Origin of the sequence: Propionibacterium freudenreichii subsp. freudenreichii, from assembly GCF_000940845.1 — a bacterium.
Lineage (GTDB): Bacteria > Actinomycetota > Actinomycetes > Propionibacteriales > Propionibacteriaceae > Propionibacterium > Propionibacterium freudenreichii.
Window position 1 is genome coordinate 1,011,755 of record NZ_CP010341.1, and the last position, 12,894, is coordinate 1,024,648.

Genomic DNA, 12,894 nt, shown 5'->3' on the forward strand with positions numbered 1-12,894 from the left:
GACGCCTTCGGGCGGGGATACTTGAGGCATCATGGCGAATAAGAAGGTTCATCTCATCAGTCTCGGCTGCGCCCGCAACGACGTGGATTCCGAGGAATTGGCAGGACGGCTGGAAGCCGGGGGCTTCAGCCTGGTGGATGAGCCCGACAGTGCTGATGCACTGATCGTCAACACCTGTGGCTTCGTCGAGCAGGCCAAGAAGGATTCCATCGACACGATCCTGGCGGCGGCGGACCTCAAGGACAGTGGCGGCCCCAGGACCGTGGTGGCGGTCGGTTGCCTGGCCCAGCGCTACGGCGCCGAACTGGCCGATTCCCTGCCGGAGGCCGACGCCGTGCTGGGCTTCGACGATTACACCGATATCGCCGAGCGGCTGCGCACCGTGATGGCCGGGGGCACGGTGCAACCACCGACCGTCATGGACCGACGCACCCTGTTGCCGATCGCCCCGATTGAGCGCCACCGGCGCCGGGCGGTGCCCGGACACCAGGGAGAACTGCCCACCGGCATCGCCCCCGCCTCCGGCCCGCGCGTTCCACGCCGCCGGCTGGACAATGCGCCCTGGGCCCCCCTGAAGATTGCCTCCGGGTGTGACAGGCGCTGTGCCTTTTGCGCCATCCCCAGCTTCCGCGGCGCATATCTGTCGCGGGACGCGGACGAGATCGTCGAGGAGGCCGGGTGGCTCGTCGGGCAGGGCGTGCGCGAGATCATGCTCGTCTCGGAGAACTCATCGAGCTATGGCAAGGACCTGGCCGACCTGCGGGCCCTGGAATCCCTGCTGAAGCGGCTGTCGGCCCTGGACGGGCTCGACTGGATCCGCGTGAGCTACCTGCAACCGGCCGAGCTGCGTTCGAGCCTGGTGGACGTGATGACCAGCACGCCCAAGGTGCTGCCCTACTTTGACCTGAGCTTCCAGCACGCTTCGGCCCCGCTGCTGCGACGCATGCGTCGCTTCGGCGATCCGGAATCATTCCTGGGACTCATCGATTCCATCCGCCAACGGGCGCCACAGGCAGGTATCCGCAGCAATGTGATCGTCGGTTTCCCGGGGGAGACCAGCAACGACGTGGACGTGCTTGCCGATTTCCTTGCGCGTGCCCGCCTCGACGCAGTGGGTGTCTTCAGCTACTCGGACGAGGATGGTACGGCTGCTGCCGAGTTGCCGGACCACGTCGCCGCCGAGGAGATCGAGGCCCGCCACGAGCGCATCGCCGACCTGGCGAATGTGTTGTGTGACGAACGGGCGGCGCAACGCGTCGGGCAGAGGGTGCAGGTGCTCGTGGAGGGGGTCGAGGGATCCCAGGTCACCGGTCGCGCGGCCCACCAGGGACCCGATGTGGACGGCACGACCACCGTGCTGGTCGGGCAGGGGCGTCACATGCCGACACCAGGCGATATGGTTTCCGCGTCGGTGATCGACACGGTCGGAGTGGATCTCACTGCCGAAATCGACGAGGAAGGCTAGGCCGATGAGCGCGCCCGCAGGTAGGAAACCGGATGAGGCCACCCTCGCATTCGCCTGGAACCTGCCCAACATCCTCACCATCACCCGCATGGTGCTGGTGCCGGTCTTTGCCGTGGTGCTCCTCAGCCATCCCGATCAGGAGGGGTGGCGCATCGGTGCGACGCTCGTCTTCGCCGTGGCAATCCTCACCGACTTTGCGGACGGACGCATCGCCCGCAAGTACAACATGGTCACGAATTTCGGCAAGATCTGGGATTCGATCGCCGACAAGGCCCTCACCGGTATGGCCTTCATCGGCCTGTCAATCATCGGCGAGCTTCCCTGGTGGCTCACCATCATCGTGCTCGTGCGGGAATGGGGCATCACCCTGATGCGCTTCCAGGTGCTCAAGTACGGAGTGATGGCCGCCAAGCAGGGCGGCAAGCTCAAGACCTTCCTCCAGAGCATCGCCCTGATCCTGTTCCTGCTGTGGCTGCCCGGCCTGGGGGCCTGGTATGTGGTGATCAGCTGGATCGTCATGGGGGTCGCCTTCCTGCTCACCGTCGTGACGGGTCTCGACTATGTCGTCGATGCCATCAAGCTGCGCCGCGCATCACTGCAGGTGGGACATCCCGTCGACTACGCCGAGATCCTGCGGGCCCGCAAGGCCCATGAGTGACTCCACCGCCGCTGACGGGGCTCGGGGTCTCGCCGAGCAGGTGATCCATCGGTACCGTGACCGCTCGCTGAGCCTGGCGACGTGCGAGTCGATCACCGGCGGCGGCATCGGCTGGACCCTCACGATGGTGCCCGGTAGCTCCGAGGTCTTCCGCGGGGGGCTCATCACCTATGCAAGCTCCCTGAAGGCCCAGCTGGCCGGGGTGGATGCTGGTTTCATCGCGCGCCACGGGGTCATCAACGAGCAGACGGCCCGTCAGATGGCGGCGGGCGCGGCCCGTGCGTGTGCTGCCGATGTGGCCGTGTCGGTGACCGGTACGGCCGGTCCCACCGGTGAGGACGGGGTTGCTCCCGGGGTCGTGTGGTTGGGCCTGTCATGGCTCGGCACGGTACGAGCCCGACAGCTGCGGCTCGAAGGCGGGCGCGACGCGATCCGGCAGGCCACCATCGAGGAATCCCTGGGCTATCTGCTCAAGGCATTGACCTGGCCGCAGTGAGCCGGGTCATCCCGGTGCGGGACCTGCCCCGGTAGCAGGTGAATCACGCTCAGCACTGGTTGAAATGTCCACTATGCGAGATGATCGGATCCACCAGGGAATTAATCCCATGCGGATCAGGTTTGAATGGGCAGATACTCCATTGCGGAGCGCGATCGGAGGGCAACGTGAAGCCACCTTTGCTGAGAGTCCTACTAGGTCAAACGCTGCGGGAACAGCGGATTCATGACCGCCGCACCCTGCGCGATGTCTCGCTGGCTGCGCGCGTGAGCCTGGGCTACCTCTCGGAGGTTGAACGCGGGCAGAAGGAGGCGTCCAGCGAGCTGCTGTTCTCCATCTGCCAGGCGCTCAATGTGCCCCTGTCCGAGATCCTGCGTGAGGTGAGCGAGAAGATGCTGGTGGTCGAGGCCGGCCAGCTGCAGGCTTCGCGCATCGGCCTCGAGGCAGCTGCTCCGTCGGTCATCGCCGCCTGAACCTGTCGCCTGCGCTGCCGCAGGTGGCAGCGCAGGCGCCGGCATCGCGGCGCAGGACCCACCGCAGAGGTGGGGAACCTGTGACGGCGAGCCGCTGTCCGCCATGGCGTGCGGCGCGTTGTGCGGACGCGCCGTTGAAGACCCGGACCACCAGGCTGGTGGTCCGGGTCTTCACGCTCTGCGGCCGCTGGTTCCCAAGGGTCTGCGGCCGGCTGTCCGGTTCATTCCTGGCGGTTGCTCCCCGGCGTCCTGCGGCGTCGGGTGTATCCCCGGGGAACCATCACGAAACCTGCGGCATTGAGCTCGTCGCCGATGTCGGCCTGCAGGGCGGGACTGCCATCGATCTTGTCGATCGTGAGGCGACCGATCTGCCCTGCGTCCACGGCGGCACCGATTGCACGCAGTGCCTCCGCCAATCGGGGCCGGTCGGTGGAGGTGAAGGTCAACAGGGTCCGGGCCCCCCTCTCGACGTAGCAGACGGGCTTCGCGTCATCGAGAACCACCAGGGCGCCCGCCTTGCGAGCCGGACGATGTCCATTGGTCGCGGGCCACTCCAGGGCAGCACCGTAGGGGTTCACCGGATCGCAGGCAGCGAGAAGTCGCATGGGGGCAGCCGGAGCGGTGCGGAGCCGGTCGACTGCGCCGGGGGTCGCGAACTGTGCTCCCCCCAGGCCGGTCACGAAATAGCCGCGGCGGGTGGCGCCGGACTCCTCCATCCTGGACAGCAGGCGGTAGGCGTCGGCGAAGCTCGGTGTCTGTGGCTCGGTCATGACGCTGCCCCGGGTGAGGACGCCATATCGGGCCAGTTCCAGCTCCAGGGCGTCCAGGAGCCGGGTGCTCTCGTCGCCGGGCTCGGGTGGGGCGGCCCAGCGGGCCCCGCCCACGGGCAGCGGGCGGGCAACCCGGACCCGCATGGGGCGACGGCGTGCGCGCGGGGTGGTGGGGGTCTTCAGGGCCCCGCGTCCCGCGCACAGGTCACGCACCGGCGCGAAGGTGTCAGTGGTCGCACGTCCCTGCCACGCAAGCTCCCACAGGGCATCGAGCACGGCCGAGGGCCCGGCCGACTCGTCGGTCAGGTCGGTGACCCGCCAACCGCCACCGGCATCCAGTCGTTGCGCCAGTCGGGTGGCGAGGGGCGTCAGTTCTGTCGACTTCCGGGGAGGGACCGGGCCGATGTCTGCCGGCCACAGGCAGATCCAGCCATCCCGCTGGCCAATGGCCCTGGTTCCAGTCCAGACCATCTCTCCGGTGGCGAGTGCCTCATCGAGCAGGGACGGGCGGTAGCCGGGAAGTCGCGCCGGCAGCACCACCGACTCCAGCATGGATGCGGGAATCGGATAGCCCGCGATCAGGTCGACGACGGCCAGCAGGTCGTCGGGGGTGGGGGCGCTGTGACTTGCCGGGCGTTGGGGCACCTGGGCCCCGGCCGGGGGCAGCTGCTGCCAGGCGTCCAGGAAGCGGCCGAACTGCTGCTGGTCGACGGCCTCCACCTGGTTGCGCAGCTGCGCGAGGGTGCGACGCTTGATCAGCGCGAGCACCTGCTCATGACAGTACTGGTCGGCGTCGGGCTCCCCGACCAGCGCGCCCAGACGGTATTCGGTCGAATCCTCGCCGGGCGTCGGCGGAACCGCGATGAGCGCTCCCCGGATGACCAGGCCCTCATCGATCAGCCCGTCGAGTGCCGATTGGGCGGTGGCAACGGCCATGCCGTAGCGCTGCCGGATTGACTCGGTGGTGACCGCCGCATGGCGTCGCACCCAGCGCAGCACCAGATCACGGACCGCAAGGTGCCGCTCACGCGGCGGTGGCGCGGGCATGGCCGCAGGGATCGGGATTCCGAGCGCATCGCGCAGCAGACCGACATCGGTGTCGGCGCACCAGGCCGGACGACCATTGATCTGGACCCGCGCAATCCGGTGTTCTGCCGACAGGGTTCGCAGCCAGGCCGCGGCGTCCGGGGTACTGCGATCACGGCATTCGTCGTCGGTCAGGGGCCCGATCGTGCGAATCACCTCCCACAGGCGTTCGGGGGTTGTCGCACGACGATCCGCCACCACCGACTGGAGGCCGGCCTCCACCCGGGTGGCCACCCCGACGTCCAGCATCTGGCGGCCGGCCTCGGTGCCCAACAGTTCGGCCAGCATGCCCGAATCCAGGCTCATGGCCGCCAGGGTGCGTTCGGCAAGGGGCTGATCGGTGTCGTAGACGAATTCGCCGACATAGCCGAACAGCAGGTTGCGGGCGAAGGGGGAGGGTTGTTGGGTCTCCACGTCAACCAGTCGTACGCGCCGTGAGGCGATGGCCGACATCAGGGATGTCAGGCCGGGCAGGTCAAAGACGTCCTGGAGGCACTCGCGCATCGTCTCCACGACGATCGGGAAATCGCGGTATCCCGCCGCCACGGCAAGCAGCTGTGCCGATTTGATGCGTTGCTGCCACAGCGGTGCGCGCGTGCCCGGATTGCGGCGCGGCAGGAGCAGCGCGCGGGCGGCACACTCGCGGAACCGCGCGGCGAACAATGCTGAACCGAAGACCTGCTCTGACACCAGCGACTCGACGTCATCGGCCGCGAAGGACAGCAGCCCTGCGTCGGGAGCGTCGGCATCGACGTCGGGTAGCTGGATGATGATGCCGTCATTGGTGGCAGTGACGTGGACGTCGACGCCGTAGCGCTCGCGGCCGGCGTGCTCAATGATCAATGCCCACGGCTGCAGCACCGCGGCCCCCAGGGCACAGTGCACGCACAGGCGCCAATCGCCGATCTCGTCACGGAAGCGCTCGACCAGGATGGTGCGATCATCGGGGAGCTGTCCGGTGGCCTCACGCTGCTCGGTCAGATAGGCCAGCAGATTCCGGGAGGCCATCTCATCCAGCCCCCCATGGGCCAGCCGGGCGAGGGCATCCCCGGGATCTGCCGCCGCCAGCTCCCTGACACTGGCGCCGATGGCGGCTCCGAGCTCACGCGGCCTGGACGGGGAATCCCCGCGCCAGAAGGGCAATCGACCCGGATGGCCCGGAGCAGGACTGACCATCACCTGCGAGTGGGTGATGTCCTCGATCCGCCAACTCGAGGTGCCCAGGGTGAAGACATCGCCCACCCGTGACTCGTAGACCATCTCCTCGTCGAGCTCGCCCACCCGCCGGCCGGGCTCGTGCTTCCCCGAGGCGGTTTGCTCGCCGACCAGGAACACGCCGAACAGGCCCCGGTCGGGGATCGTGCCACCACTGGTGGTCACCAGGCGCCGGGCACCGGGACGTGCGCTCAGCATGTCGGTGCGGCGGTCCCAGACCAGCCTGGGGCGCAGTTCGGCGAAGTCCTCACTGGGATAGTGGCCGGTGAGCATGTCGAGCACCCCGTCGAAGACGGAGCGCGGCAGCTGCCGGAAGGCATCGCAATGCCTGACGATCGTGAAGAGCTCGCTGGCCGAATGCGGGGCGTTGACGCACATCGACACGAGCTGTTGGGCCAGCACGTCGAGCGGATTGCGCAGGGTGTGGACGGCCTCGATCTGCCCGTCGGCCATCCTTCGGGCGACGACCGCCGATTCCAGCATGTCCCCCCGCGCCGTGGGGAACAGCACCCCCTGCGAGATGGCGCCCACCTGGTGGCCGGCACGGCCCACGCGCTGCAGGCCGCTGGACACCGAGGGGGGCGATTGCACCTGGATCACCAGGTCCACGGCACCCATGTCGATGCCCAGTTCCAACGAGCTGGTCGCCACCACGCACGGCAGTCGCCCACTCTTCAGGTCATCCTCGATCTGCGCCCGACGCTGTTTGCTCACCGAACCGTGGTGGGCACTCGCAACGATGGGGACCTCGGTGCCGTCCCGGCCCTTCGTGGCCGCCGACGGCTCCATCACCTGGGCCGGCAGCGGCTGCGGTTCATCGCTGACGCCCAGATCGTGGGCATGCAATTCGTTGAGGTGGGCGGTGAGGCGCTCTGCCACCCGACGTGAATTCACGAAGCAGATGGTCGAGCGGTGGGACGTGATGAGGTCGAGGATCCGTCGTTCGATCGGCGGCCACATCGAGGGTTGGCGTCCGGTGCCGTCCTGCTCGGCTGCATCCCGCCCGGCGTCGGGCTCGGTCATGTCCTCCACGGGCACCACGACGCTGAGATCCCAGGTCTTGGCTGCCGGGGGGCTGATCACCGCGATGTCGCGGTCTCCTGCCAGAAAGCCAGCGACCCGTTCCGGTGGACGCACGGTGGCCGACAGTCCGATCCGTTGGAATCCGCCGCGTTGGCTCAGCGCGGCCACCCGCTCCAGGCTGACCATCAGGTGCGCGCCGCGCTTCGTGCCTGCCAGCGCATGGACCTCGTCGACGATGACCGTCTCGACGTTGCGCAGGGTCTCGGCGGCCTTGCTCGACAACATGAGGAACAGCGATTCGGGGGTGGTGATGAGGATGTCAGGGGGATGGGTGGCGATGCGTCGGCGCTGTGCTGCCGTGGTGTCGCCGGAGCGCACCGCAACGCTGACCCGCGGTTCGGGTAGCCCAAGTCGCTCCGCAGTCGCCGTCATGCCGCGCAGGGGGGCCTGCAGGTTCCGCTCGATGTCCACGGCGAGGGCCTTCAGGGGGGAGATGTACAACACGCGGACGCCCTTGACGTGCGCGGCGGGCTCCTGCGTCGGTGCGGCCCCCTCGGAGGCTCCGATCAGGGCGGGCTGTGTCGCACGGGATGCCAGCCGGTCCAGGCTCTGCAGGAAGGCGGCCAGGGTCTTACCCGAACCGGTTGGTGCGATGACCAACGCGTTGTTGCCCGAGCCGATGGCCTGCCAGGCGGCGATCTGCACCGGCGTCGGGGCGGCAAACACATCGGTGAACCACGTGCGGGCGATGGGCCCGAAGCCGGCCATCGCCGCATCGTTCGCGGGCGCCGTTGCGTCGGATGTCATGGGAGCCAGTCTGACGCGGGGCACTGACATTTTCGAATGGGCGACGCCGCGCACCCGGCGCGGGGGGGCCAGCGGGATGACGGCGGAGGGCACGGGCAGGCCGACTACCGATCGCGTTCGGGAAGCTCAAGGAACTTCCACACGGCGCGCCACGCCACCTTGAACGGCACGCCATCGTCCAGTGCCTCACGCACCGTGCGATTGTCCAGCTCCGACAACACGATCTGGTCTGCCCATACGCGCGCGTAGTTGCCACCAAGATGGTGATCCATCCGCCGCCAGAACTCGGTTTCTCGCACGGGTCGAGCTTAGGTCGCCGGGCCGATGGGTCGCCGGCAGGTGCCGGTGAGGGGATCATGGGGCGTGTCGCTTCGCTTCGAACGCTTGTTCGCATATTGTGAATAGTGCTTGGCGCTACGTCCACAGCTTCCCGGTGGGGCGGGAAATGTCAGAGGCCGGTCCTACAGTCAACACAAGACGGCGCAAGATGGCGCACCACACGTGACACAGCTTGAAACAGACGAAGAGAACCACGCACATTCCGTTGGCCACCGTGCCGACACGAGGAGAGGATCGGGACATGGCCGTAGCAGATCGAAACAAGGCTCTGGACGCAGCGCTTGCCCAAATCGAGAAGGCCCATGGCAAGGGCTCGGTGATGCGCCTTGGCGACCAGGCCTATGCGCAGATCGAGAGCATCCCCACCGGGTCGGTGGCGCTCGACATCGCCCTGGGAATCGGGGGACTGCCGCGAGGTCGCATCGTGGAGGTCTACGGTCCCGAGTCATCCGGTAAGACCACCGTGGCCCTGCACGCCATCGCGAACGCCCAGGCAGAAGGTGGCATCTGTGCCTTCATCGACGCGGAGCATGCGCTGGACCCGAGCTATGCCCATGCGCTGGGCGTCAACACCGACGAACTGTTGGTGAGCCAGCCCGACAACGGTGAGCAGGCCCTGGAGATCGCTGACACCCTGGTCCGCTCCGGTGCCCTGGAGCTGTTGGTGATCGACTCGGTGGCCGCATTGACGCCCCGCGCCGAGATCGAGGGCGAGATGGGTGACAGCCACGTGGGCCTGCAGGCGAGGCTCATGAGCCAGGCGCTGCGCAAGATGACGGGCGCCATCAAGTCGGCGAACACCACGGTGATCTTCATCAACCAGCTTCGCGAGAAGATCGGCGTGATGTTCGGCTCGCCCGAGACCACGACTGGTGGCCGAGCCCTGAAGTTCTATTCGTCGGTGCGCTTGGACGTCCGGCGCATCGAATCCCTCAAGAACGGCAATGAGATCGTGGGAAACCGCACCCGGGTGAAGGTTGCCAAGAACAAGGTTGCGCCGCCGTTCAAGCAGGCCGAATTCGACATTCTCTATGGCAAGGGCATCAGTCGTGAGGGAAGCCTCATCGATATGGGTGTGGACGCCGGGATCGTGCGCAAGGCCGGGGCATGGTTCACCTATGGTGATGACCAGCTCGGGCAGGGCAAGGAGAATGCCCGCACCTTCCTGATCACCCATCCTGAGGTCGCCAGTGATATCGAGCACAAGATCCGGGTGAAGCTCGGGCTGGACGCCAGTGATGAGGTACCTGAGGGGATCGATCCCAGGACCGGGGAGGTCGTGGATTCCCCGGCGAGCGAGCTGGTGGATGCCAAGGCGGGCAAGCAGTCAGCGTCGAAGTCCGGTAAGGCCACGGTCTGATCGTGGTGGGTGACAGTGGTTCCGCCGCGGCGAAGATTGATGAGCTTGCACGGCTCATCAGCGACGTCGCGGCGCGAACCCCTGCCGAGCACGACGCATCACCGACAGCTTCGGGCAAGCGCGGGGCAGCCCCGTCAGGACGTGCCTCCGAGGTGGCCAGCGCCAAGGAGATCGCGCTGCGACGGGTGGACCGGCGTGACTACTCGCGCGGCGAGCTCACTGATTACCTGGTGCGCAAGCGTCAGCTCGATCCCGGGATCGTTGCCGAGATCCTCGACCGGTTCGTCGAGGTCGGCATCGTTGATGATGCCCGGTTCGCACGCAACTGGGCACAGGAACGCGCACGCACCCGCAGGCTCTCCCGGCGGGCCATCAGTCGCGAGCTGAGCGTCCGCGGAGTCAGCGAGGAGCTCATCGAGATCGCCCTGGACCAGATCTCGCCCGACGATGAGCGGCAGGCGGCGCTCGAGTTGTGCCGCATCAAGGCCAGACGCCTTCATGGGGTCGACCGGCAGGTTGCGCTGCGTCGTCTGTCGGGACAACTCGCACGACGGGGCTACTCCACGGGCGTCGCCATGCCGGTGATATTCCAGGTACTTGACGAGCTGGCCGAGTAGGTTCCGCCCGGTTCTTCTTGTCCGGCGGGGTGATCCGGCACGGCCTGCGGGCCCGCGGCCTAGGACAAAGCGCGGGAATGCGAGACAATCGGGCAAGGTGTGAATGCCTCGCCCATTTCCATGCCTGTGACCCCGACTGGCGATGACCGCAAGGAGGCGGGATGGGGACCTTCTGGTTGCTGCTGTTCGTGGTGTTGATCGTGCTGCTGGTCGTCATCGTGGCGATGGGCGTGGTGGCCATCCGCCGATTGCGACGCGGGCCACTCGAGGACAATGGGCATTCCGGCTCGTCCCTGTCGGAGCCCCCACGCGATGACCCCCACCCACAGGGCCCAGAGCCGTCATCGGCCGCCGAGGAGAAGCAGTCCCAGATGCTGGCTGCCCTGGAACAGCGAAGTGGCGTCTTGCATGAGCGTTCCCTGGCGTTGGATGAGCGCGAGACCCGCCTGGAACTCGAACGCGGACGACTGCGCAAGTTGTCCGATGAACTCGAATCGCGCAGCGAACGATTGCAGGCCCGCAGCGACGCCGTGGAGGATGCCCGCACCGCGGCGGAAGAGGAGCTGAGCAGGGTCGCGGCCATGAGCGAGGAGCAGGCGCGTCAGGAATTGCTGGACCGCGTGGAGCGCTCCAGCCGACGCCTCAGTGCCGCGAGGGCCCGCGAGATCGAGAATGCCGCCAAGCGGGACGCGGATCGGGTGGCCCGGGGCATTGTGCTGTCCACGATCCAGCGCATCGCCACCGATCAGACCGCCGAAGCGGTGGTCTCCACCGTTGACCTGCCCAGTGACGAGATGAAGGGGCGGGTGATCGGACGCGAGGGCCGCAATATCCGCTCCTTCGAGCAGGTGACGGGCGTTGACGTGCTGGTCGACGACACCCCGGGCTCCATCCTGCTGAGCAGCTTCGATCCCGTGCGTCGCGAGATAGCCCGACTGGCCATGCAGGAGCTCGTGGGTGACGGTCGCATTCACCCGGCGCGGATCGAGCAGGCATATTCGCGCGCCGTGGACAAGGTGCATGACAAGTGCCAGGAGGCGGCCCAGAGCGCGATCATGGAGCTGGGGCTGGTAGGGATCAATCCGGGCCTGTACCAGTACATCGGGGCCCTGCAGTACCGCACCAGTTACGGGCAGGTGGTGCTCGAGCACCTGAAGGAATGCGGACGGATCGCCGGTGCGATCGCCTCGGAGATCGGACTTCCCCCGGATTCCTGCAAGCGGGCGGCCTTCCTGCACGACATCGGCAAGGCCGTCATCACCCAGGGCGACGGATCCCATGCCGCAGAGGGCGCGGAACTCGCACGCCGCTTCGGTGAGAGCGATGCCGTGGTGAACGCCATCGCGTCCCACCACGACGAGGTGCCGGCGGATTCCGCTGAGGCGGTCATCACCCAGGTCGCGGATGCCATCTCGGCCTCGCGGCCGGGCGCTCGTCGCGAAAGCATGGAGGCGTATGTGCACCGGCTCACCCGACTGGAACAGATCGCGACCGCGCATGAGGGCGTCGACAAGGCCTTCGCCATGCAGGCGGGGCGGGAGGTACGCGTCATGGTGCTGCCGGACGTCGTGGATGATGCGGGCAGTGAGCGGCTGGCCCACGAGATCGCCCATGAAGTCGAGAGTGAGTTGAGCTATCCGGGCAATATCCGCATCACCGTGGTGCGCGAATCGGTGGCCACCCAATTGGCGCACTGATCGCGTGGGCTACAGGACGGAGGCAAGGAACTCCTGGGCCCGTGATGTGGCCGGATGCTCGAAGAACTCGGCGGGCGGGGACTGCTCCAGGATGCGGCCATCGGCCATGAAGACGATCTGATCGGCGACATGTCGTGCGAAGCCCATCTCATGGGTGACGCAGATCATGGTGCGGTGCTCCTCCGAGAGGCTCTGCATGATCGCCAGCACCTCGGCGACCATCTCGGGGTCCAGTGCCGATGTCGGCTCATCAAACAACATGATCGTGGGATCCATGGCCATGCAGCGCGCAATCGCCACACGTTGCTGTTGGCCACCGGACAACTCAGCGGGCAGCTTCGGCGCCTGATCGGCCACTCCCACACGGCGCAGGAGATCCATCGCCCGATCACGGGCGATCTCGGGGGACTGATGCCGTACGGCGCGGGGCCCGTAGGTGACATTGTCAAGGACGGTCATCTGGGGGAACAGGTTGAAATCCTGGAAGACCATCCCGACGTCGGCACGCAGCGCCGGCAGTTCCTTGCCCCCGGTCGGCTGTGGTGTGCCGCCGATGAGGATCTGACCGGTGTCGGGCACCTCAAGGCGATTGATCGTGCGGCACAGCGTCGACTTGCCGGAACCGGAGGGTCCGATCACCACCGCCGTCTGGCCGTTGGCCACCGACAGGTCGATGTCGATCAGCGCTGCCTTGGCACCAAAGGACTTGTTGACCCCACGCATCTGCACGGCGGGTGTGCCCGCGGGCCCCTGCGCGGCGTTGACGGATTCGTGCGCAGCGCCGGCAGCTGCCTGTGCGGCGTTGTTGTCACTCGGCTCGGCCATGTGTGAACGATAACGCCACCGTCACGATGGGGCGCGCACAACGGGGTGAACGCAGATTGCGCG

General features: G+C 67.1%; 10 protein-coding genes. 7 read left to right on the top strand and 3 right to left on the bottom strand.

The genetic code is table 11. The features are described from left to right. Positions 1 to 31 precede the first annotated feature (31 nt). The 4 genes from rimO to RM25_RS04315 all read left to right on the top strand — a co-directional run bounded on the left by rimO (position 32) and on the right by RM25_RS04315 (position 3,092). Positions 32 to 1,465, top strand: a complete 1,434-nt coding sequence (gene rimO, locus RM25_RS04300) for a 30S ribosomal protein S12 methylthiotransferase RimO (protein ID WP_013161206.1) — start codon at positions 32 to 34, stop codon at positions 1,463 to 1,465. 4 nt (positions 1,466 to 1,469) lie between these two features. Beyond that, positions 1,470 to 2,123 (top strand): CDP-diacylglycerol--glycerol-3-phosphate 3-phosphatidyltransferase, encoded by a 654-nt coding sequence (gene pgsA, locus RM25_RS04305; protein ID WP_013161205.1) that lies wholly within the window; start codon positions 1,470 to 1,472, stop codon positions 2,121 to 2,123. Further along, positions 2,116 to 2,619, top strand: a complete 504-nt coding sequence (locus RM25_RS04310; protein WP_044636098.1) for a CinA family protein — start codon at positions 2,116 to 2,118, stop codon at positions 2,617 to 2,619. Before pgsA ends, RM25_RS04310 begins: the two co-directional genes overlap by 8 nt. A gap of 167 nt (positions 2,620 to 2,786) precedes the next feature. Next, complete coding sequence (locus tag RM25_RS04315; protein WP_080516100.1) at positions 2,787 to 3,092, top strand: helix-turn-helix domain-containing protein; 306 nt, start codon at positions 2,787 to 2,789, stop codon at positions 3,090 to 3,092. A gap of 221 nt (positions 3,093 to 3,313) precedes the next feature. Here RM25_RS04315 and RM25_RS04320 read toward each other — a convergent pair whose 3' ends face one another. Next, entirely contained in the window at positions 3,314 to 7,993 is a 4,680-nt protein-coding gene (locus tag RM25_RS04320; RefSeq protein ID WP_052809108.1) for a DEAD/DEAH box helicase, read from the bottom strand. A gap of 104 nt (positions 7,994 to 8,097) precedes the next feature. Further along, a complete protein-coding gene (locus tag RM25_RS04325; protein ID WP_013161200.1) occupies positions 8,098 to 8,292 on the bottom strand; it encodes a DUF3046 domain-containing protein in 195 nt (64 codons plus the stop codon). Positions 8,293 to 8,573: 281 nt separating this feature from the next. Here RM25_RS04325 and recA point away from each other — a divergent pair, with 281 nt between their 5' ends. From recA to rny, 3 genes are all read left to right on the top strand, one after another. Beyond that, a complete protein-coding gene (gene recA / locus RM25_RS04330) occupies positions 8,574 to 9,692 on the top strand; it encodes a recombinase RecA (protein ID WP_013161199.1) in 1,119 nt (372 codons plus the stop codon). A gap of 2 nt (positions 9,693 to 9,694) precedes the next feature. Beyond that, positions 9,695 to 10,309 (top strand): regulatory protein RecX, encoded by a 615-nt coding sequence (locus RM25_RS04335; protein ID WP_013161198.1) that lies wholly within the window; start codon positions 9,695 to 9,697, stop codon positions 10,307 to 10,309. Between the two features lie 161 nt (positions 10,310 to 10,470). Further along, positions 10,471 to 12,006: a ribonuclease Y gene (gene rny / locus RM25_RS04340; protein WP_036941241.1), complete on the top strand. Its 1,536-nt coding sequence runs from the start codon at positions 10,471 to 10,473 to the stop codon at positions 12,004 to 12,006. A 9-nt stretch (positions 12,007 to 12,015) separates the two neighbouring features. Here rny and RM25_RS04345 read toward each other — a convergent pair whose 3' ends face one another. After that, positions 12,016 to 12,831, bottom strand: a complete 816-nt coding sequence (locus RM25_RS04345; protein WP_013161196.1) for an amino acid ABC transporter ATP-binding protein — start codon at positions 12,829 to 12,831, stop codon at positions 12,016 to 12,018. Positions 12,832 to 12,894: the final 63 nt, after the last annotated feature.